The 21,901-nt window shown below is 37.4% G+C and carries 17 protein-coding genes and 1 pseudogene; 6 read left to right on the top strand and 12 right to left on the bottom strand.

Translation table 11 applies throughout. The features are described 5' to 3' along the window. Positions 1-4: 4 nt before the first annotated feature. The 6 genes from BN202_RS04135 to BN202_RS04110 all read right to left on the bottom strand — a co-directional run bounded on the left by BN202_RS04135 (position 5) and on the right by BN202_RS04110 (position 8,434). Entirely contained in the window at positions 5-3,007 is a 3,003-nt protein-coding gene (locus tag BN202_RS04135; protein ID WP_019219275.1) for a 2-oxoglutarate dehydrogenase E1 component, read from the bottom strand. A 157-nt stretch (positions 3,008-3,164) separates the two neighbouring features. Then, entirely contained in the window at positions 3,165-4,067 is a 903-nt protein-coding gene (sucD, locus tag BN202_RS04130) for a succinate--CoA ligase subunit alpha (RefSeq protein WP_019219274.1), read from the bottom strand. A 3-nt stretch (positions 4,068-4,070) separates the two neighbouring features. Beyond that, positions 4,071-5,267 (bottom strand): ADP-forming succinate--CoA ligase subunit beta, encoded by a 1,197-nt coding sequence (gene sucC / locus BN202_RS04125; protein WP_019219273.1) that lies wholly within the window; start codon positions 5,265-5,267, stop codon positions 4,071-4,073. A gap of 91 nt (positions 5,268-5,358) precedes the next feature. Continuing rightward, positions 5,359-6,321 (bottom strand): malate dehydrogenase, encoded by a 963-nt coding sequence (mdh, locus tag BN202_RS04120; RefSeq protein ID WP_019219272.1) that lies wholly within the window; start codon positions 6,319-6,321, stop codon positions 5,359-5,361. A 304-nt stretch (positions 6,322-6,625) separates the two neighbouring features. Continuing rightward, positions 6,626-7,795, bottom strand: a complete 1,170-nt coding sequence (zapE, locus tag BN202_RS04115) for a cell division protein ZapE (RefSeq protein WP_019219271.1) — start codon at positions 7,793-7,795, stop codon at positions 6,626-6,628. 99 nt (positions 7,796-7,894) lie between these two features. Then, the gene (locus BN202_RS04110; RefSeq protein ID WP_019219270.1) at positions 7,895-8,434 is read right to left on the bottom strand and encodes an AprI/Inh family metalloprotease inhibitor; all 540 of its coding nucleotides are present in this window, start codon (positions 8,432-8,434) and stop codon (positions 7,895-7,897) included. 225 nt (positions 8,435-8,659) lie between these two features. On the opposite strand from BN202_RS04110, the gene dapF reads away from it, so the two are divergent. The 6 genes from dapF to BN202_RS09910 all read left to right on the top strand — a co-directional run bounded on the left by dapF (position 8,660) and on the right by BN202_RS09910 (position 14,483). Beyond that, on the top strand, positions 8,660-9,511 hold the full coding sequence (dapF, locus tag BN202_RS04105) for a diaminopimelate epimerase (RefSeq protein WP_019219269.1): 852 nt from the start codon (positions 8,660-8,662) through the stop codon (positions 9,509-9,511). Further along, complete coding sequence (mtaB, locus tag BN202_RS04100) at positions 9,511-10,794, top strand: tRNA (N(6)-L-threonylcarbamoyladenosine(37)-C(2))-methylthiotransferase MtaB (RefSeq protein ID WP_019219268.1); 1,284 nt, start codon at positions 9,511-9,513, stop codon at positions 10,792-10,794. Before dapF ends, mtaB begins: the two co-directional genes overlap by 1 nt. A gap of 14 nt (positions 10,795-10,808) precedes the next feature. Further along, positions 10,809-12,050 (top strand): signal recognition particle-docking protein FtsY, encoded by a 1,242-nt coding sequence (ftsY, locus tag BN202_RS04095; RefSeq protein WP_019219267.1) that lies wholly within the window; start codon positions 10,809-10,811, stop codon positions 12,048-12,050. Positions 12,051-12,052: 2 nt separating this feature from the next. Continuing rightward, complete coding sequence (locus tag BN202_RS04090) at positions 12,053-12,742, top strand: septation protein A (RefSeq protein ID WP_019219266.1); 690 nt, start codon at positions 12,053-12,055, stop codon at positions 12,740-12,742. Positions 12,743-12,810: 68 nt separating this feature from the next. After that, positions 12,811-13,572 carry a hydroxyacylglutathione hydrolase gene (gloB, locus tag BN202_RS04085; protein WP_019219265.1) on the top strand — a complete coding sequence of 254 codons (762 nt, stop codon included), beginning with the start codon at positions 12,811-12,813 and terminating at the stop codon, positions 13,570-13,572. 2 nt (positions 13,573-13,574) lie between these two features. After that, entirely contained in the window at positions 13,575-14,483 is a 909-nt protein-coding gene (locus BN202_RS09910) for a hypothetical protein (RefSeq protein WP_019219264.1), read from the top strand. Between the two features lie 28 nt (positions 14,484-14,511). On the opposite strand, the gene BN202_RS04075 is transcribed toward BN202_RS09910, so the two are convergent. From BN202_RS04075 to rho, 6 genes and pseudogenes are all read right to left on the bottom strand, one after another. Continuing rightward, positions 14,512-15,417 (bottom strand): ParB/RepB/Spo0J family partition protein, encoded by a 906-nt coding sequence (locus BN202_RS04075; RefSeq protein WP_019219263.1) that lies wholly within the window; start codon positions 15,415-15,417, stop codon positions 14,512-14,514. Between the two features lie 45 nt (positions 15,418-15,462). Then, the gene (locus BN202_RS04070) at positions 15,463-16,260 is read right to left on the bottom strand and encodes a ParA family protein (RefSeq protein ID WP_019219262.1); all 798 of its coding nucleotides are present in this window, start codon (positions 16,258-16,260) and stop codon (positions 15,463-15,465) included. Between the two features lie 6 nt (positions 16,261-16,266). Beyond that, positions 16,267-16,913 (bottom strand): annotated as a pseudogene (rsmG, locus tag BN202_RS04065) (16S rRNA (guanine(527)-N(7))-methyltransferase RsmG). After that, positions 16,913-18,781, bottom strand: coding sequence for a tRNA uridine-5-carboxymethylaminomethyl(34) synthesis enzyme MnmG (gene mnmG / locus BN202_RS04060; protein ID WP_019219261.1), 1,869 nt, complete (start codon positions 18,779-18,781; stop codon positions 16,913-16,915). The pseudogene rsmG and the gene mnmG overlap by 1 nt, the downstream one beginning before the upstream one ends. 111 nt (positions 18,782-18,892) lie before the next feature. Beyond that, on the bottom strand, positions 18,893-20,200 hold the full coding sequence (gene mnmE, locus BN202_RS04055; RefSeq protein ID WP_019219260.1) for a tRNA uridine-5-carboxymethylaminomethyl(34) synthesis GTPase MnmE: 1,308 nt from the start codon (positions 20,198-20,200) through the stop codon (positions 18,893-18,895). A 29-nt stretch (positions 20,201-20,229) separates the two neighbouring features. Beyond that, positions 20,230-21,495 carry a transcription termination factor Rho gene (rho, locus tag BN202_RS04050; RefSeq protein ID WP_019219259.1) on the bottom strand — a complete coding sequence of 422 codons (1,266 nt, stop codon included), beginning with the start codon at positions 21,493-21,495 and terminating at the stop codon, positions 20,230-20,232. Positions 21,496-21,901: the final 406 nt, after the last annotated feature.

Here is a 21,901-nt window from a genome sequence, read left to right as displayed (position 1 = left end):
TAAATTAAGAGCCTAATGCGTCTTCAAGAAACGCAGCAAGCTGTTCAAGATGTTTCACCATCAACCCAGAGGCTGGTGATGCACTAGCAGGACGTCCAGCATAACGTGCCCGTGAATATTGCGCACTAATATGTGTCAAAACCCATTCTAAATAAGGCTCAATAAATGACCAAGCCCCCATGTTCTTTGGTTCCTCTTGGCACCAAACAACTTCTGCTTGCAAAAAGCGAGATAACACATCCACTAAAGCTTTTGCAGGAAAAGGATATAGCTGTTCAACACGAAGCAAATAAACATCATCAAAACCCCTTTTTTCACGTTCTTCATAAAGATCGTAATAAACTTTTCCTGTACAAAGAACGATACGACGAATTTTATTGTCTTTTTGCAATTTAATGACAGAATCTTTGAGTCGTTCTGCATCATCAAGCAACAAACGGTGAAAATTCGTTTCTGGTTCCATTTCACTGAGAAAAGAAACAGCTCTCTTATGACGCAAAAGTGATTTTGGCGTCATTATGATCAATGGTTTACGGAAGTCACGTTTAATCTGCCGGCGCAAAATATGAAAATAATTTGCAGGCGTTGTACAATTAGCAACCTGCATATTATCTTCTGCACAAAGTTGAAGAAAACGTTCTAAACGCGCTGAAGAATGTTCTGGTCCCTGTCCTTCAAAACCATGAGGCAACAAACAGACAAGACCAGACATACGAAGCCATTTACGTTCAGCAGATGAAATAAATTGATCAAAAATGACTTGTGCACCATTAGAAAAATCACCAAATTGTGCTTCCCAAAGTGTTAATCCCCGTGGTTCAGCAAGAGAATATCCATATTCAAAACCAAGAACCGCCTCCTCAGAAAGCATAGAATTAACAACCTCATAAAGCGCCTGTCCCTTTTGCAAATTATTTAATGGGATATAACGGGCTTCATTTTCTTGATCGTAAAGAACCGAATGACGTTGTGAAAAAGTTCCCCGTTCAACATCCTCACCGGAAAGACGAACAGGTGCCCCTTCTAAGCAAAGCGACCCAAAAGCTAAAGCTTCAGCGGTTGCCCAATCAACGCCCTCACCGGTTTCAAAGATTTTAGCACGGTTGCTTAAAAAACGCTGTATCGTTTTATGAACATGAAAATCGGCTGGAATCTCGACAAGTTTCTTACCAATTTCATTTAAGGTTTTTAATTCAACACCCGTCATCCCACACTGTTGCTCATCGGTACTCGTAGAAGCTTTAAGCCCTGTCCAGCTCCCATCGAGCCAATCAGCCTTATTAGGCTTATAAGAAGCACTCGCTTCAAGCTCAGCTTCAAGTTTATCACGCCAGAGCTTTTTTTGTTGTTCAATCTCTTCTACAGTAACCACCCCTTCCGCCACCAACTGGTTGCCATAAAGCTGAAGGGTTGTTTTGTGATTACGGATAGCTTTGTACATAAGTGGCTGTGTGAAGGAAGGTTCATCACCTTCATTATGCCCATAACGACGATAACAGAACATATCAATTACTACCGGCTTATGGAAAATTTGACGAAATTCTGTCGCTACTTTTGCAACAAAGACCACCGCCTCAGGATCATCAGCATTCACATGGAAAATAGGTGCATCGATCATTTTTGCTACATCTGACGGATAAGGTGAAGAGCGCGAAAAACGTGGATCCGTTGTAAAACCAATCTGATTATTAATAATCACATGGACAGAACCAGCAACGTTGTAACCTTTAAGACCGGAAAGGCCAAAAGTTTCCTGAATAACGCCCTGCCCTGCAAAAGCAGCATCACCATGAATAAGCAATGGCAAGACCTTTGAACGCTCATTCAACGGGAGATCGTCAACATGCATACGACCCAAAAATTGATTTTGTTTAGCACGCGCCTTTCCAATCACCACCGGATCAACAATCTCAAGATGAGATGGATTGGCTAAAAGCGACAAATGAACTTTTTTACCATCAAACTCAAGATCCGCTGAAGTTCCCAAATGATATTTGACATCACCCGATCCCTCTACATCATCAGGCTTATAAGACCCGCCTTTAAATTCATGAAAAATAGCCCGATGTGGTTTTGCAAGAACTTGTGAAAGAACATTTAAACGACCACGATGTGCCATTCCTAAAACAATTTCCTGCACTCCCAAAGCACTACCGCATTTAATAATTTGTTCAAGAGCAGGAATCAGCGCTTCACCACCATCAAGTCCAAAACGCTTTGTTCCTTTATATTTTGTATCTAAAAACTGCTCAAACCCTTCTGCCTCAATAAGCTTGTTAAGGATAGCTTTCTTGCCATTCTGTGTGAAAGCAATCTGCTTATTTGGTCCTTCAATACGTTCTTGAAGCCACGCTTTTTGAGCAGGATCAGAAATATGCATATATTCCACACCAATTGTTGAACAATAGGTACGATTGAGAATTTCAAGCATTTGCGGAATAGTGGCGTACTCCAACCCTAAAACATTATCAATAAAAATGGGCCGTTCATAATCAGCAGGAGTAAAACCGTAAGCTTCTGGAGAAAGTTCTTTGTAGTCCTCAAGTTTTTCTGCCAGTTGAAGGGGATCAAGCTTTGCACGAAGATGGCCCCGTGCACGAAAAGCACGAATCATCATGAGAGCATGAACAGAATCACGAGTCGCGCGAATAACATCTTGTTCGCTAGAAGTTATCCCTTTTTTTTGCGCAGCATCTGTTGCTGCCTTTTCCTTTAATTTATCTCCAACCTGTTTTTCAAGAACAGTCCAATCACCATCAAGAGCAGAAACCAATTCACCATTTGCTTTCAACGGCCAATGGTCACGTTGCCATGTCGCCCCTTCAGCGTTTCTGAGAACATCCTCTTTTTTATCATGAAGATTTTCAAAAAAAGTACGCCACTGTGAATCTACACTGGTGGGATCCTTTTCATATTCGGCATAAAGCTGATCTATATAATCCGCATTTCCACCATACAGAAACGATGTTTGTGCAAAAAGACTATTTATCTCGTCCTGCCTTGCCATATGTCTCTCCGGAACATTTGTTCCGTCTCCTTATATTTTTCTACCTTTAAACGTTTGTAAAGCAAACGTAGACCAGAAAATTCAAAAAAGCTTTAACTTTTTACATACAATACTTCATCCGAATAAGGATATATTCTTATTCAGATGAAATTTTCTTTTAGCCTTTCAAAACCGAAATCAAGGTTTTGCCTATTTGTGATGGCGAAGGCGAAACCCGAATCCCTGCTGCCTCCATTGCAGCAATTTTATCTTCTGCTCCACCTTTACCACCAGAGATAACAGCACCTGCATGCCCCATTGTCCGCCCTGGAGGTGCTGTACGCCCAGCAATAAAACCAACCACTGGTTTTTTATGACCTTTCTTTGCCTCATCTCGAAGAAACTGCGCCGCATCTTCTTCAGCAGAACCACCAATTTCACCAATCATAACAATAGATTGAGTTTCATCATCTGCTAAAAACATTTCCAACACATCAATAAATTCAGTACCTTTAACAGGATCACCACCAATACCAATAGCTGTTGTCTGCCCAAGACCTTCATGACTTGTCTGAAAGACTGCTTCATAGGTTAAAGTTCCCGACCGCGAGACAACTCCGACAGAGCCTTTTCTAAAAATAGAGCCAGGCATAATACCAATTTTACATTCATTTGGTGTAAGGATACCAGGACAATTAGGACCGATAAGGCGCGATTGTGAATTTTCTAATCTCGCCTTTACTCTTACCATATCCATAACAGGAATACCTTCAGTAATACAGATAATCAAACGGATCTCTGCATCAATAGCTTCTATAATAGCTGCTGCTGCCCCTGCAGGAGGAACATAAATAACGGAAGCATCCGCACCTGTCTTTTCCTTTCCTTCTGCAACACTGGTAAAAATAGGAAGCGTTTCACCTTTTGACCCCTCCCATGTTTCACCACCTTTTTTAGGATTGACACCACCAACCATTTGCGTGCCATGATAAGCAAGCGCTTGTTCTGTATGAAATGTTCCTGTTTTTCCTGTAAGCCCTTGAACCAGAACTTTTGTATCCTTATTCACAAGAATTGACATCACTTAAGCTCCTTTTACGGCTGCTACAATTTTTTGAGCAGCGTCATCCAAATCATCCGCAGGAATAACATTCAAACCACTATCACTGATAATTGCTTTACCCTGTTCAACATTCGTACCTTCAAGACGAACAACCAAAGGAACCTTTAAACCAACTTCACGAACAGCAGCAACCACTCCCTCAGCAATGACATCGCAACGCATAATACCACCAAAAATATTGACGAGAATGCCCTTAACATTTGGATCAGCCGTAATAATCTTAAAAGCAGCCGTCACTTTTTCTTTCGATGCTCCACCACCAACATCCAAAAAATTTGCCGGTTCAGCTCCATAAAGCTTAATGATATCCATAGTTGCCATCGCAAGACCCGCACCATTGACCATACAACCAATTGTGCCCTCAAGAGCAACATAAGCAAGATCATGCTTTGAGGCTTCGATTTCTTTTGGATCTTCTTCTGAAGTATCACGCAATTCCAAAATATCTGGATGACGAAACAAAGCATTATTATCAAAAGAAACTTTCGCATCAAGGACGCGCAAATGACCGTCTTTCATCACAATAAGCGGATTAATTTCAAGAAGACTCATATCTTTTTCACAAAACACCTTATAGAGTATTGGAAAAAGTTTTTCTCCGTCTTCTCGCGCACTATCTTGCAATTCCAATGCATCACAAAGCCTTTTACAATCAGCAGAAGTAACACCTTGTGTAGAATCAATGGGTAGAGTTAATATTTTTTCTGGTGTTTCTTCAGCAACTGTTTCGATATCCATTCCCCCTTCTGTTGAAACAACAAAAGCGACCTGACCAACGCTACGATCAACCAAAATTGAAAGATAAAGCTCGCGCTCGATATCGGCACCATCTTCAATATAAAGACGATTGACCTGCTTACCTTCTGGACCAGTTTGTTTGGTTACCAAAGTTTTACCAAGCATTTCTTGGACATTTGCAACAACTTCTTCAACAGATTTTGCAAGCCGAACACCACCTTCTGCTTCAGGATCAAGTTCTTTAAACTTACCCTTACCACGACCACCAGCGTGTATCTGACTTTTAACCACATAGAGTGGTCCAGGCAATTTTTTTGCCCATTTTTCAGCTTGCTCTACAGAATAAACAGCAACACCATTTGCAATTGGTGTTCCATATTCATGAAGCAGACGTTTGGCCTGATACTCATGGATATTCATGCATTTGTCCTTTTCTTTTATGGATTACTTTATTAACCTTCAAACCCCAAATATTTTAATACTCTGTTTTCATGAACAGAATCACTTAATTTTATTTGAGACTAGGCATAAGTGCGATACAAGCTTCACAAAGCTTCTTAACCGCATTCACCGAATGCTCAAAAGCACCTCTTTCTTCTTTATCAAGATCAATTTCAATGACTCGCTCAACACCACCTGCACCAAGCACCACAGGAACTCCAACATAGGTATCATTAACTCCATATTCTCCTGAAAGATAGGCTGCAACAGGAACAACACGCTTAGTATCATTCAAATAGGCTTCGGCCATAGAAACAGCTGAAGCTGCTGGTGCATAAAAAGCAGAGCCTGTTTTTAACAAACCAATAATTTCTGCACCACCATCACGAGTACGTTGGATAATTTGATCAATTTTTTCTTGTGTGGTCCAGCCCATCTTCACAAGATCAGGCAAAGAAATTCCACCAACCGTTGAATAACGTACCAAAGGCACCATTGAATCACCGTGCCCTCCTAAAACAAACGCAGTGACATCTTTAACAGAAACCTTAAATTCTTCAGCCAAAAAATAACGAAAACGAGCCGAATCAAGGACGCCAGCCATACCAACCACTTTATGTGTAGGAAGACCTGAAAATTTCTGCAATGCCCACACCATTACATCAAGGGGATTGGTAACACAAATAACAAATGCTGAAGACGCATATCTCTTAATCCCAACACCAACTTGCTCCATCACTTTTAAGTTAACACCTAAAAGGTCATCACGGCTCATACCTGGTTTCCGCGCAACCCCTGCTGTTACAATAACAACATCAGCACCCTCAATTGCCTCATAAGCATTAGCACCTTTTAAACTTACATCAAAACCATCAATGGGGGAGGATTCAGCAATATCAAGAGCCTTTCCCTGTGGTACACCTTCTGCAATGTCAAATAAGACAACATCACCAAGCTCCTTAAGCCCAATCATATGTGCTAAAGTGCCCCCGATCATACCAGAACCAATAAGAGCTATTTTTTTCCGTGCCATTTTATTTTTCCTAACCTTAAAAATTCAGTGTATACTTACCCGTGCCGATATATAAATATTTTTTAAGTTTAGCTATATTTTAACAATATCTTCAAAAGAAAAAAAGATAAAATCTACTAAACTTCTTTATTTCATAGAAGCCACAGAAGCCACAATCCTCCGTACAAACATGCTATAAAAAAACCACCATAATTTACCGATAAAGTGAATTTTTAAAAAATACAATAGAATTATTACACTTATTTTAAACTCAAAAAGTTATTGTTCTTACAGTTTAGATAAAAGTAAAGCTAAGCTTTTCTCGTTAACTAAGAAAATTTTCTGCCCATAGCTTTAAATAATCTTGACTTTGCATCTCGAAAAGACGTGATTGTGTTCTCTGAAATTCAAATGTCTCAGACGTCTGTGCATGCCCCTGATATAAATTTTCAAGTTTTGCCGCTGCTGATATAAACAATCTTATATGGCGTTCATAAAGAACATCAATAAGTAAAATAAATCGTTTCGTTTCATTGCGACATGCATCATCCATCACCGGTACATTATCGACAAAAATTGTATGATAGCGCTCTCCTAATGCTAAATATTCAGCCGCTGCCAAAGGTTTTGCACATAAATCTCGATAATCAAAGCGAGCACAGTCCCCTCCAACGCGTGGAATAGGGATAAGACGTCCTTTTATAAAAAGCTCATCAGATGTTTCCTTTTGTCCTTGCAGCACCAATACCCAAGCTTGATCCATGTATTCATCGGCTTGTTTTCCTAATGGCGTTACATACACATGTTGTAGATTTGATTTTTCAAGACGATAATCCGTTTTTGCATTAAGATTGATAACGTGAACATGTGTTTTCAAAGTTTGAATAAAAGGCAAAAAAAGTTCTCGATTTAAACCATTATAATAAAGGTTATCAGGAGCAACATTTGAAGTTGCTACAAAAAAAACTCCTCTTTCAAATAAAGCCGTGACAAGACGACCAAGCACCATGGCATCAGCAATATCTGTTACAGTAAATTCATCAAAACAAAGCACTTTAGCTTCTCGTGCAAGATCTTCTGCAACGGCTAAAATAGGATTATCCTTTCCAGCTTTTTTGTGTGTTGAAGCTTGACGATAAACATTAATACGCTCATGTATATCAGCCATAAAGTCATTAAAATGCGCGCGCTTTTTACGCTCTTGCGGCAAACAAGAAAAAAACAAATCCATCAACATGGTTTTGCCTCGTCCTACCTCACCATAAATATAAAGCCCCTGAAAAGAACTGTCCCCCTCACCTCGTCTTGAAACACGCGTAAAAGTTTGTTTTTTTCTTTTGAAAAAATGCCAAAATGCTAGAGGATGTGCAACACTTTGCTCGGCAATTGCTTGTAATAAATGATCAAGATGCTCCGTTAAAGCCAATTGAGCTGGATCAAAACTAATTTCTCCTTTGTATACCAACTCTTTATAGCGCGTTGAAACCAAAATCATCCAAACACCTTTTTTCAAACCGTTTTCAATAAAAAATACCTGTTTTCCTTACAGATCTGTGCATATATTTCTTATTTTTCATAAACGGTAAAAAGCGCTTTAACGGCTTAAAACAACAGGATGATCATCAAGTGTACGTCCCTCAAAACGATCAACATGAGAAGAATGAAGGGAAACGATAACACGACCTGAATTGTTATAAAAATATAATCTTTTTCCTTTAACTGCCCACGAATTCACTTGAGAAACGATCCCTGGACAGTGTAGAGGAGCAGCACGGTATCCCTGACCAAATTTCGTTTGTGGTGTTGCAATTCGGCAAACCTTACCTCCGATAGAAAGATTCCACACCCCAGAAATACTTGCAGGAAACAAATCAATAGCATTACTTGGCAAATCAAGGCTAGCCATTCGTCCATCACTTTGAGAGTCTCCTTTCTCATACATCGAACCATCTTCTCCAGACGTTGATGAACGAGAATTTGCGACATCAGACATTATTTCTGTTTGCATTTGTTGCGGATAAAAAACTTCTAATGTGTTGCTACTATCATTACTGTCAAACCGTGAGGTTGAACATCCTCCTAAAAAGGTTACCGTTGATATTGCAACGAAAAATGAAATTCTTGAAAATGACATATCTATACTTTCCCACGACAAAAAATAAACTCACTCAAGAAATGAATGAATGAATATTTGTTATATGTTACAAAGATAAATTAACAAATTAAAAAAACAGGGTGAAAATTATTTATTTTAGAAAAAATATTCCGCGACCAGTTTTATATTTATTAAACACTAGAAATTTATAAGATTTTCAGCCATATATCCTTTGTGGGCAATCGTTAAAAATAGAGAAATTTCATGAAAACGCCATTCAGCAAAATGAACGGTCTTGGAAATCAAATTATTGTTGCTGATCTGCGTGACAGCGAAGAGGCTCTCACACCACAAGCAATTTTTGCCTTAGCAGCAGATCATGAAACCCGTTTTGACCAAATTATGGCAATTCACAAGGCAACCAAAAAAGAAGCTGATTTCCGCCTTGAAATATGGAATACTGACGGTTCAATGGCTAAAGCTTGCGGCAACGGTACCCGTTGTGTCATCGCATGGCTCACAGATCACAATTTGGGTGAAACTTTTCGCTTAGAAACACCTGCAGGAATTATTGAAGGCAAACGCCAAGCCAACAACCTCATTTCTGTTGACATGGGATGCCCAAATTTCAATGCAAAAGATATGCCTGTTTCACGTGAAATAGTTGATACCAATCATGTAGATATTACCGCTGGTCCCTTAAAAGATGCTTGCCTTGTATCGATCGGCAATCTCCACGCTATTTTTTTTATTGAAGGTGATATTCAACATATTCCATTAGAAAAATATGGACCAAAACTTGAACACGATCCCCTTTTTCCAGAACAGTGCAATATTTCTATTGCGCATGTTATGTCAAAGAAAAGCCTAAATTTACGCACATGGGAAAGAGGAGCTGGATTAACACAAGCATGTGGAAGCGCTGCTTGTGCGAGTGCGGTAGCTGCCTATCGACGTGGATTTACAAAACGTCATATCGATGTGAATTTACCAAGGGGGAGACTTAATATCTTTTATAGAGAAGACAATCACATTATTATGACAGGTCCAATTGAATATGAGTTTAGTGGTTTTTTAAATCCTTTAACAGGGGACTATAAAAAGGATCACTTTTAATGGCAATAGAAATTGTAACATTTGGTTGTCGATTAAACAGCTACGAATCAGAAATCATACGCAAAGAAAGCACTTCTTCAGGGTTAGATAAACTCAAAGATGGTGCTATTATTTTTAATACTTGTGCTGTCACTGCTGAAGCCGTACGACAAGCAAAACAAGCTATCCGTAAAGCAAGACGTGAAAATCCTCATACCCGCATTATTGTCACAGGCTGTGCCGCTCAAACAGAAGCACAAAACTTTGCCTCGATGACAGAGGTGGACCTTGTTTTAGGGAATGAAGACAAGCTCCATGCCCATTCTTATCGTCAACTTCCTGATTTTGGTATCAACCACTCCGAAAAGCTTCGTATCAATAACATCATGGAAGTACAAAAAATTGCCCCACATATGGTGGGTGCAATGGAAGAACGCACACGTGCCTTTGTACAAGTGCAAAATGGATGCGACCATCGCTGCACCTTTTGCATTATCCCTTATGGACGCGGACCATCACGTTCAGTTCCCATGGGTGCTGTCATTGAACAAATTAAACAGCTCATAGATAATGGTATTCAAGAGGTAGTCCTCACAGGAGTTGATCTTACAAGCTATGGTCACGATCTACCTGGAAAAGCGACTTTAGGAAAATTAACTTCAGCCATTTTGCATCACGTATCTGATTTACCTCGATTGCGCCTTTCATCAATCGATTCCATTGAAGCGGACGAAGAATTGATAAATCTTTTGGCCTATGAAACAAGGATCATGCCGCATTTACATTTATCCTTGCAAGCCGGTGATAATATGATTTTAAAAAGAATGAAACGCCGCCATTTACGTGAACATGCTATTCAATTTTGCCAAGATTTGCGTGCCAAACGTCCTACAATGGTTTATGGTGCAGATTTAATTGCTGGTTTTCCTACTGAAACAGAAGAAATGTTTCAAAATAGTCTTTCTCTAATCAATGATTGTCACTTAACACACCTTCATGTCTTTCCTTTTAGTCCAAGAGAAGGAACACCCGCTGCGCGCATGCCACAAATCAACCGTAAAATCATTAAGATGCGCGCAGAACGATTACGCAAAGCAGGTGAGGAGGCTTACCAAAAACATCTTATTCTTTTACAAAACAGCCAACAAACAATTCTCGTTGAAAAAGATGAAATTGGGCGAACAGAAGACTATACCCTTGTACAAATCAAAGGTGCAAAAGCTGGAACAATTGTTCAAGCCCTTATTGTTGACCATGATGGTGACAAATTAATTGCTGTCCTTCCAAAATTAAACGCCGCTTGAGCAGGAAAGCCCTTATGACAAAATCTTTTATCAAAAAAATCTTTTCTTTTAAAAAATCTGAAGATCGAGAAATGGAACACATTTCCACTTCTAAAGCTGATATCGTAAAAAGCAGTGAAAGCAACCTATCCCCTTCTATCGACAAAGAAAAAGCTGAACAACCAGAAAGCCAAAATACAATATCTGCCACGTGTGATGAGAAAACTCCCTTTTTTGAAAATGACTCTGCAAAAGTATCTCTTTCTGGAAAAGTCCCCCTTTCTGGAAAAATTATTGTCACGGACACAATCAATGAAAAGAAAAACGAAGAATTATCCCCTAAAACGTCTGTTGAACAGAAAAAGACAGCGTGGTTTGCACGCTTAAAAAACGGTTTAGCTCTTTCTTCACAACGCTTAAGCGGATCGATAGCTGACATATTCGTTAAAGGAAAACTTGATGAAAATACACTGCAAGAGCTAGAAGATATTCTTATTCAAGCTGATCTTGGTGTAGAAACTGCTACACGTATTACTGATAGTCTCGCTTCTAGTCGTTATGAAAAAAATCTCTCTCCTGATGACATTCATACCATTATGGCAGATGAAATAAAAAAAGTATTGGAGCCTGTAGCTGTTCCATTAGAACTTGATCTTAATCATAAGCCTCACGTTATTTTGCTGGTCGGCGTAAATGGTACTGGAAAAACAACAACGATTGGAAAAATTGCAGCAAAACTCACAGCAGGGGGATTAAAAGTTATGCTAGCTGCTGGTGATACATTTCGCGCTGCAGCTATTGAACAATTGCATATTTGGGGTGAGCGCACAGGTTCTCCTGTTATTTCAACAAAGCTAGGAGCAGATGCTGCAAGTTTAGCATTTGACGCTTATGAAAAAGCTAAAAAAGCAAACACTGACGTTTTGATTATCGATACCGCTGGACGCCTACAAAATAAAACGGAACTGATGGATGAATTAGCAAAGATTATCCGTGTTTTAGGGAAACAAAACCCCCAAGCACCCCATACAATTATTCAAACACTAGATGCCACTACCGGACAAAATGCGCTTAACCAAGTGGATATTTTCCGTTATATTGCTGGTGTTAACGGTTTAGTCATGACAAAGCTTGATGGTAGCGCACGAGGTGGGGTACTTGTTGCTATTGCAGCAAAATATAAATTACCCGTTTATTTTATCGGTATAGGAGAGAATGTCGAGGATCTTCAACCTTTTTCTGCTTCTGATTTTGCCGAAACAATCACAGGAAGATAAACATGAAAAAAACTTCATTAAAAACCAATACTCATAATAATTACAACGCAAAAAATACCAATGACAATCAAAAAACACCTCTTTCACCAACACTTAAATTTCTCTTAGAAATGGGACCATTGGTTGTTTTTTTTCTTGCCAATTATAAAGGGGAATGGCTATTAAAAAATGTTGAAATTTTTAAAAATTTTCAGAAGCCTATTTTCCCTGCTACAGCTATTTTCATGGTAGCAATCATTATCGCATTAAGCTTATCATGGATTCTTACACGAAAAATTCCTTTAATGCCTCTCATCTCAGGAGTATTTGTTCTCGTCTTTGGCTTTTTAACACTCTGGCTTCACAATGACACTTTCATTAAAATGAAACCAACAATCATCAATAGCTTATTTGCTATTATTCTTTTTGGTGGCATGTTTTTTAAGAAACCTCTATTGCGTTATGCACTGGATTCTACTTTAAAGCTTGATGACTTAGGATGGCAAAAACTAACCTATCGTTGGGCATTTTTTTTCGTTCTCCTCGCTCTTTTAAATGAAATCGTTTGGCGCAATTTTAGTGACAATGTCTGGACAAGTTTCAAAGTATTTGGCGTTATGCCCCTAACAGTTCTCTTTATGCTTACCCAAATGCCTCTTATACTAAAACACTCACAAGGGCTTTTTACAGAAAAGGATAACTCTAATTCTTAAATATAACATATTTATAATACACGTTATGATATAAATTTTATCACTGCACACTGTTCAGGAGAAAGAGCATGTTGATTGAACAGTTCCTTTGTAGAGAAGATAATTTTGGTGTGCTTATTCATGATGAAAAAAGTGGCATCACAGCGGCAATTGATGCGCCTGAAAGCAAAGCTATTCAGCATGCCTTAAAACGTCGTAACTGGACACTTCAAACTATTTTTATCACACACCATCATCACGACCATGTGGAAGCCTTAGCAGAATTAAAGCAGCAATATAAAGCTACAGTTATTGGACCAGAAGCAGAAAAAGAAAAAATTCACCACCTTGATCAAACACTTCAACCTGATGAAAAAATCTTTTTTGGCTCTCACACCCTTTTAGCTCTCTCAACCCCTGGTCACACTTTAGGAGCAGTATCCTATTATTTTCCTGAAAAAAATTTACTCTTTGCTGGAGATACACTTTTTTCACTTGGCTGTGGACGTATATTTGAAGGATCAGCAGCACAAATGCTAAATTCTTTAAAAAAGCTTCGTCAACTTCCCAACGAAACACTTCTTTATTGTGGACATGAATACACAAAAAATAATGCTCTTTTTGCATTGACGCTTGATCCATATAATCAAAAACTTCAGAAAAGAGCAGAAGAGGTTTTTTTATTGCGCTCACAAAATGCCATGACTCTCCCAGTCACTTTAGAGCAAGAAAAAGCAACGAATCCCTTTCTTCGCTGGGATGATCACACAATCAGAAAAAATCTTGCTTTAGAAAAAGCCACAAATGAAGAAGTCTTTGCTGAAATTCGGAAAAGAAAAGATATCTTTTAACCATGCTTAGATTTTTATTGTGTTTTCTCTTCCTTTTCTTCTTCGCACTATATGCTCAAGAAACAAAAAAAGAAACAGACAACCATCCCCCTCTATCAGCTCTTGTTGCTAATTACCCCTTAACAAAAGATTTTCTTTTAAAGCTGGAGAAAATTGAAAACGAATGTAAAAATTTACTTCCAAAAATAAAATATGACCTTACCGCTTATGATTCTATAGTTCGCTCTAATATTGAAAACTATACTTCTTATATTTCTCGTAAGCCAGAATTCATGAATATTTTAAAAGAAAACGATCTCACCGCGAAAGATTTCGCTGCTGGCACCTTAACACTTGAAATAATATTAATGATGCTTTTAATGGTACCCGAAGAAGCACATTATGATAAAGAAGTCATTATATCTCAAAACAATATTGAATTTGTTAAAAAGTATCTTTACAAAGCAATGACTCTTTTAGGAAGCTGTAAAAGACTTCTTTTTCCTCTTGTATCATACGCTAAAGAAACAAAAGAAGAAACGGATGATCTTTTTCATCCACCTCTTGTTGCAAATTATCCCTTAACAGAAGATCTTCTTTTAAAGCTAGAGAAAATTGAAAACGAATGTAAAAATTTACCTTCAGAACCAAAGACAGCTAAAATCGAAAATCGTTCTATTATTCATAAAGATAGAGTTGAAGAATATATCGCTTATATTTCTCGCAAGCCAGAATTCATAAGTATTTTAAAGGAAAATAATCTCACCCCAAAAGATTTTGTTTTTAGTCACTTAACACTTCAAACAACATTAATTGTGCTTACAAATGAAAAAATTTTTCCTCATGGACAAAATATTGTGTCTTCAAGCAATATCGAATTTGCTAAAGAACACATGTACAAAATAATCAAAATTTTAAGAGGAGCTTGTTAAAAGAATCCTTTTTATTTGGCATAATTGATTACTTTTGCAAACGTCGACAAATATCATCCAATTGTTCTAATGAAGAGTAGTGTATTTTTAAATCACCACCTTTTTTACCATGCTTAATAATGACTTTCATTCCAATTACATCTGCAAGCAATTTTTCTAAAGATTTTGTTTCAGCATCTTTCTCTACAGAAGTTCGTTTTTTGACCTTTGGATTAGCCTGTTCATATGCAAGTATTTCTGTTTGACGTACAGAAAGACCCTCACGAATAATTTTTTCGGCCAAATCCAGTGGATTATCTACGGTTATAAGACAACGTGCATGACCAGCAGAGAGTTGTCCATCGGTTAAAAATTGTTGTACTTTTAACGGTAACTTTAATAAACGAAGCGTATTTGCAACATGACTTCGGCTTTTTCCAATGACCTGAGCCAAATCTGCTTGCGTATAATCATGTTCATTCAGCAAAAGTTCATACCCCATTGCCTCTTCAATAGGGTTAAGATCGGCACGCTGAACATTTTCAATAATTGCCAATTCCAAAGCTGTTTTATCATCCACATCACGAACAATCACCGGCAATTGACTTAAATGAGCACGCTGAGCAGCACGCCACCGTCTTTCACCAGCAATTAATTCAAATCGCTGAGGATTATTCTGTAAAGGTCTTACAATAACAGGTTGAACAACACCATGCTGACGTATTGATTGTGCTAAATTATCAAGTTCTGATTCAGTAAAATGACGCCGTGGATTATGTGGATTACACGAAATAGATTCAATCGGAATAAATCTTTCAGAAAGATTAGAAAACTGACGGAACTCTACTAATTTTTCAGTATTTGATGAACGTGTAAGACCATTATTTAAACTGATATCGCCAATCAATGCTGCCAATCCACGCCCCAGTCTTTTTTTTGATTGATCATCATTCATAGTTTTACTCTTTGAATTTTCTTTTTAAAAATTATTATTACATTTCTAAGCAGCGGCACTTGCTTGTTTTTCACGTTGTATTACCTCTGATGCTAGACGCAAATAAGCCTGACTACCTGCACATTTGAGATCATAAAGCAATACAGGTTTACCAAAAGAAGGTGCTTCTGATACTCGCACATTTCGTGGAATAACGGTACGATAAACTTTATCTCCCATAAAAGAGCGCACATCTTCAACAACTTGATTTGAAAGATTATTCCGCCCATCATACATGGTGAGAACAATGCCTTGAATTTCTAGGGATGGATTAAGTACGGATCGTACTTGCTTTACTGTTTCAAGCAATTGGCTTAAACCCTCAAGTGCTAAAAATTCACATTGCATCGGCACCAAAACAGAATCTGCAGCCCCCATAGCATTCAGCGTAAGAAGATTAAGAGATGGGGGACAATCAATTAAAATATAACTGAATTTTTTTTCCATCTTCGGATCATCATAGAGCGCTTTACGCAGCCGTTGAATACGATCTTTTGACGAAGAAATTTCCATTTCTACACCTAACAGATCAAGTGTAGAAGGAACAATATAGAGATTTGGTACCGCTGTTTTTAAAGCGGCTTCTGTCACTGAAACTCCTGAAACCAAAACATCATAAGAAGACAAAGGACGGTTATTACGATCTATTCCAAGTCCTGTACTCGCATTTCCTTGTGGATCAACATCCATAATAAGAACATTTTCCCCAATGGCTGCTAAAGCTGTTGAAAGATTAATTGCTGTGGTTGTTTTCCCGACCCCACCTTTTTGGTTTGCAATAGCGATAATTCGTGTTTCGCTCATTTTGCTTTACCCTCTATATGATCGAAGATGAGAAATTTCTAAAATAACAGAATTTTCATCAATTTTGCTTTTATGTTTTAGCAGATCAAACTGCCAATTGGCAGAGGTATTTTTAATTTCTGCAGAGTAATCCCTACCTTTTTGTAAAAGAGCGATTGTTTTTTGTGTGAATAAAGGAAAAATGAGCTTTAAAAGATCATCAAGAGAAGCTAATCCCCGTGCTGTAATAACCTCTGGTTTTGCTATTTTTTGGTATGCATCCTCAATTCTGTGGTGATAAACTGTCGCTGGCAGATCAAGTTCAGCAATGACTGTCCGTAAAAAAGAAATTTTTTTTCCATTGCTTTCAACAAGATCAATATGTCCTCTTTTTTTTCTTTCATAAAGATAGCAATAACAATTGCAGGAAATCCACCACCTGATCCAAGATCACACCAATGCAGTAAATTACTGTATAAAGGATAAAGTTGTGCTGAATCTAAAATATGACGTTTCCACAAAAGAGGTATTGTTGCAGCAGATATTAAATTAATATGCCGATTCCATTGCATTATTAAAGTTTCAAATTTTATTAAATTTTCCATCGTTTCACGTGAAACAGAAGGAACAACATTTAAAAGAGCTTGATATTTTTGTTCTGTAGAAAGATTCATTAAGCTATTTTAGCCTTTTCACGTCGTTGACGTTGAATATATGTAATAATAAGCGATAATGCTGCAGGTGTCATACCATCAATTTTTTGTGCATCAGCAATTGAGCGCGGTGAACTTTCCTGAATTTTTGTTTTGAGTTCATTTGAAAGACCAGAAATTGACTGAATATCAAGAGAAGAAGGAATTTCTAAACGCTCATCTCGCTGAAGAGATGCAATATCTTGTGCTTGTTTTTCTAAATAAACTGCATATTGTGCTTCAATTTCTAAAGCTTCAACAGTTTTACAATCAATTGATTGCAATTGTGGCCAAAAATCTGAAAGACGTTTTAAACTCATATGAGGATAAGCAAGAAGATCATAAGCGGAACGCCGAATTCCATCACGATTTATTTGTAAACCATGAGCAGAGGCTTCATTAGGCGTGAGAAAAAGACTTTGGCATAGTAATCGTGCTTGATCAAGACGTTGTTGTTTTTTCTGATAAGAATTCCAACGCTCTTCCCTTACAAGTCCCCATTGCTGTGCTAAAGGTGTTAAACGAATATCAGCATTATCAGAGCGCAAAGACAAACGAAATTCAGCACGCGATGTAAACATTCGGTAAGGTTCACAGACCCCACGTGAAACTAAATCATCTACCATTACTCCAATATAAGCTGTAGAACGACTTATGATAATTTCATCTAAACCACTTACTTTGCGTGCTGCATTTAACCCAGCTAAAAGCCCCTGTGCTGCTGCTTCTTCATATCCTGTCGTACCATTAATTTGCCCCGCTAAAAAAAGACCTGGTAAACAGCGTAATTCCAAATTTCTTGTCAACTGCTGTGGATTAACAAAATCGTATTCAATAGCATAACCAGATTGTAAAATTTTCACATTTTCCAATCCTTCAATAGTTTTCAATAAGGAAATTTGTACATCTTCAGGAAGAGAAGTAGAAAGACCATTTGGATAAATAGTATCATCATTTAATCCCTCTGGTTCCAAAAAAATCTGATGCCCATCACGTTCACCAAATTTGATAATTTTATCTTCAATAGAAGGACAATACCGCGGACCTAATCCTTCAATATTTCCAGAATATAAAGCAGAACGATGAATATTTTCATGAATAACTTGATGTGTTTGTGTATTTGTACGTGTTATTGCACATTCAATTTGCGGTTGTTGAATTTTTTCTGTCAAAAAAGAAAAGGGAACCGGATCTTCATCAGCTTGTTGTTTTGCAAGAGATTCCCAACGAATTGTCTTTTTACTAAGACGCGCAGGTGTTCCTGTTTTTAATCTCCCAAGCTTTATATCATAACTTTTCAAACGCTCAGCAAGTTTTATACTTGACTGATCTCCCATACGTCCAGCAGCCCATGTTTTATCACCAATATGAATAAGACCATTTAAAAATGTTCCCGTTGTTAAAACAACAGCACCAGAAAAAATTGAACCTTGATTTTTTAAAACAACACCTGAAACATTCTTATCTTTAACAATTAAATCAACAACTTCATCTTCAATAAGAATAAGGTTATCCTGTTCTTTCAAGAGTTTTTGAATTGCTTCTTTATAGAGTTGTCTATCAGCTTGCGTACGTGGTCCTCTTACCGCTGGACCTTTCCGTCGATTAAGAAGCCTAAATTGAATTCCAGCAGCATCTGCTGCACGTCCCATGAGACCATCCAAGGCGTCTATTTCACGAACCAGATGCCCCTTTCCAAGCCCGCCAATAGCTGGATTACATGACATTGTTCCTAATGCAGCTATTTTATGTGTAATAAGAGCTGTCCGTGCTCCAACACGCGCTGAAGCACAAGCCGCTTCACAGCCAGCATGTCCACCTCCAACAATGATAACATCATATGAGCACATTCGAATTTATCCCATAGATAATCTATTCTCAAGTTTCACGTGAAACAGAATGTATAAAATACATAATCTTTTAATTCTGTCTATGAAATAATAAATGTTTCACGTGAATCATTATTTACCAATACAAAATTCTGAAAAAATAATATCAAGTAAATCGTCAACATCTATATCTCCGGTAATTTTTCCAAGAAAATCACTGGCACGACGAAGATGTTCTGCACGTAAACTGAGATCAAGAGAAGTATAATTTATAGAAGCTTTTATTTCTTTAACAGCTTCTTTTAAGAGTTGAATTTGCCTTTTACGTGCTGGAACAAGATTTCCAATTTCAGAAAAACGACGTGAACAAAATGATTCAAGTTCCTTAATAAAATGATCAAAATTTAAACCTGTTGATGCGGAAAACTGCATTAAAAAATCAATTTCACTTTTTTCACAAAGATCAAGTTTGTTGCCAACACGCCATATTTCAGCTGACGTTTCTGGCAATTCAATTTCCCTTGGCTTTACCATATCATAAACCAAAATAACCAAATCAGCTTCTCTCACATGTTGCCTTGCAACTTCTATTCCTAATTGCTCAATTTTATTTTCTGTTTCTCTAAAACCAGCAGTATCTGTCAAAAAAATTGGTAAACCACCAAGAACAAGCCTTATCTCTAAAGCATCACGCGTTGTTCCTGCCTCATCTGTCACAATAGCAACAGATCTTCCAGCCAAACGATTCATGATACTTGATTTTCCAGAATTTGGAGCCCCCGCAATAACAATTTTTAATCCATCACGTAAAATACTCGCACATTCTCCCTCATCAATATGTTTTTGAAGAGAAATACAAAGATCTTCTATATCTTTCCAAACTTTATCAGATACGGAATTTGGGATATCAGCTTCATCAGCAAAATCAAGTTCCGCCTCAATAAAAGCGCGTGCTTTTATAAGTTTATGGCGCCAATCACGATAAAGTGTTGTTAAATGCCCACTTGTTCCCATAATTGCCAAACGCCGCTGACTTTCCGTTTCTGCCTCTATTAAATCAGCAAGACCTTCTGCTTGAACAAGATCTAACTTCCCCTCCATAAAAGCACGGCGTGAAAATTCACCCGCTTCAGCCATACGGCATCCAACAAATGTAGACAATTCATCAAGAAAACGATTTACAACCGCTTTTCCTCCATGCAAATGAAATTCTGCACAATCTTCCCCCGTAAAACTATGAGGAGCTGGAAAAAAAACAGTTAAAGCGGAATCTAAAAAGCTACCATCACGAGCCGTAAGATTTCCATAATGCATAAACCGCGCTTTAGGTAAACGACCACAAAGCGCCTTTACAACATTAACAACATGAGGACCAGAAAGCCGAATGACAGCAACCCCTGAAGGCAACAATCCACTCGAAACGGCAAAGATTGTATCCACAGGATATACCCTAAAAAAATGCAATATTTCTATGTATTCATTGAATCAAAAAATTCACTATTATTTTTTGTTTGTTTTAATTTATCAATCAAAAATTCAATTGCATCCGTTACATTCATTGGTGCCAAAATACGGCGAAGTACAAAAATTTTGTGTAAATCTTGCCTTGCTACTAAAAGCTCTTCTTTACGAGTTCCTGATTTCAAAATATCCATAGCAGGGAAAATACGCTTATCCGCAACTTTACGATCAAGAACAATTTCTGAATTGCCCGTACCCTTAAACTCTTCGAAAATAACCTCATCCATACGACTACCGGTATCAATCAAAGCCGTCGCAATAATAGTTAAAGACCCACCTTCTTCAATATTACGTGCTGCACCAAAAAAACGTTTAGGACGCTGTAGAGCATTTGCATCCACACCACCAGTTAAAACCTTACCTGACGAAGGAACAACTGTATTATAGGCACGTCCTAGACGTGTAATAGAATCAAGAAGAATAACAACATCACGTCCATGTTCAACAAGACGTTTTGCTTTTTCAATAACCATTTCAGCCACTTGTACATGACGTATTGCTGGTTCATCAAAGGTAGAAGAAACAACTTCTCCTTTTACAGAACGTTGCATATCGGTAACTTCTTCTGGTCGTTCATCAATTAAAAGAACGATAAGATAACATTCAGGATGATTAGTGGTAATAGAATGAGCAATATTTTGAAGTAAAACCGTTTTTCCTGTCCGAGGGGGCGCTACAATAAGCCCTCTCTGACCTTTTCCTAATGGAGATATTAAATCAATCACCCGCGATGACATATCCTTCTCCATCGGATTTTGTATTTCCATTTGAAAACGTTCATTTGAATAAAGAGGAGTGAGATTATCAAAATGGATTTTATAACGAATCTTTTCAGGATCTTCAAAATTAATAGTATTAATTTTAAGAAGAGCAAAATAACGCTCTCCTTCTTTTGGACTCCGTATAGGACCTTCAACGGTATCACCTGTTTTTAAAGAAAAAGATTGGATTTGTGCAGGTGAAAGATAAATATCATCAGGCCCAGGAAGATAATTAGCATCAGCAGATCGCAAAAATCCAAATCCATCTTGTAAAACTTCAACAACTCCTTCACCGATAATTTCTACATCTTGCGAAGCAAGTTTTTTTAAAATAGCAAACATTAATTCCTGTTTGCGCATCAAAGAAGCATTTTCAACTTCTAATGTTTCAGCAAAAGAAACAAGCTCAACGGGATTTTTACTTTTAAGTTCTTGTAGTTTCATTTCTTGCATGAAATATGCTCTTTAAGTAATGGAGAATTGCCCCTGATAATCTATGGAAAATTTTAGAGAACAGAATATTCTTATAGGAAAAGGGCATTTTACACCCAATTTTTTTAATCCGCAAGCATCATTTATACAAAATATTCTGCATGAAATAAAATAAATATATTATAAAATACCATAATAAATTTTAATAATATAAAGTTATTCTAAATAGAAACAGATTCATTTTATATCATAGATAAATTAATGTTTAAAGCTATTAATTTTTTTAAGCTATTTTTTGTATTAATAAATTTGAAAAAAAGGTGATTATTCTTATTAATGTCTGTGTTTAATGTGAATTATTAATTATACTTTATTTATCCTCAATTTTATTCACAAATAAAATATAAAAAAAGACAATCATACCATT

This window comes from Bartonella florencae (genome assembly GCF_000312525.1).
Taxonomy (GTDB): domain Bacteria; phylum Pseudomonadota; class Alphaproteobacteria; order Rhizobiales; family Rhizobiaceae; genus Bartonella; species Bartonella florencae.
The sequence above is the reverse complement of the archived record's forward strand: the minus strand, read 5'-3'. Positions and strand labels throughout refer to the sequence as shown.

Bases quoted from the DNA above. Each gene is read 5' to 3' on its own strand.
- BN202_RS04070 (WP_019219262.1), bottom strand. From the start codon at position 16,260: ATGAGCGAAACACGAATTATCGCTATTGCAAACCAAAAAGGTGGGGTC.
- ftsY (WP_019219267.1), top strand. From the start codon at position 10,809: ATGACAAAATCTTTTATCAAAAAAATCTTTTCTTTTAAAAAATCTGAA.
- BN202_RS04110 (WP_019219270.1), bottom strand. From the start codon at position 8,434: ATGTCATTTTCAAGAATTTCATTTTTCGTTGCAATATCAACGGTAACC.
- mtaB (WP_019219268.1), top strand. From the start codon at position 9,511: ATGGCAATAGAAATTGTAACATTTGGTTGTCGATTAAACAGCTACGAA.
- dapF (WP_019219269.1), top strand. From the start codon at position 8,660: ATGAAAACGCCATTCAGCAAAATGAACGGTCTTGGAAATCAAATTATT.
- sucD (WP_019219274.1), bottom strand. From the start codon at position 4,067: ATGTCAATTCTTGTGAATAAGGATACAAAAGTTCTGGTTCAAGGGCTT.
- BN202_RS04075 (WP_019219263.1), bottom strand. From the start codon at position 15,417: ATGAATGATGATCAATCAAAAAAAAGACTGGGGCGTGGATTGGCAGCA.
- BN202_RS04135 (WP_019219275.1), bottom strand. From the start codon at position 3,007: ATGGCAAGGCAGGACGAGATAAATAGTCTTTTTGCACAAACATCGTTT.
- mdh (WP_019219272.1), bottom strand. From the start codon at position 6,321: ATGGCACGGAAAAAAATAGCTCTTATTGGTTCTGGTATGATCGGGGGC.
- mnmG (WP_019219261.1), bottom strand. From the start codon at position 18,781: ATGTGCTCATATGATGTTATCATTGTTGGAGGTGGACATGCTGGCTGT.
- BN202_RS09910 (WP_019219264.1), top strand. From the start codon at position 13,575: ATGCTTAGATTTTTATTGTGTTTTCTCTTCCTTTTCTTCTTCGCACTA.
- rho (WP_019219259.1), bottom strand. From the start codon at position 21,495: ATGCAAGAAATGAAACTACAAGAACTTAAAAGTAAAAATCCCGTTGAG.
- gloB (WP_019219265.1), top strand. From the start codon at position 12,811: ATGTTGATTGAACAGTTCCTTTGTAGAGAAGATAATTTTGGTGTGCTT.
- zapE (WP_019219271.1), bottom strand. From the start codon at position 7,795: ATGATTTTGGTTTCAACGCGCTATAAAGAGTTGGTATACAAAGGAGAA.
- sucC (WP_019219273.1), bottom strand. From the start codon at position 5,267: ATGAATATCCATGAGTATCAGGCCAAACGTCTGCTTCATGAATATGGA.
- BN202_RS04090 (WP_019219266.1), top strand. From the start codon at position 12,053: ATGAAAAAAACTTCATTAAAAACCAATACTCATAATAATTACAACGCA.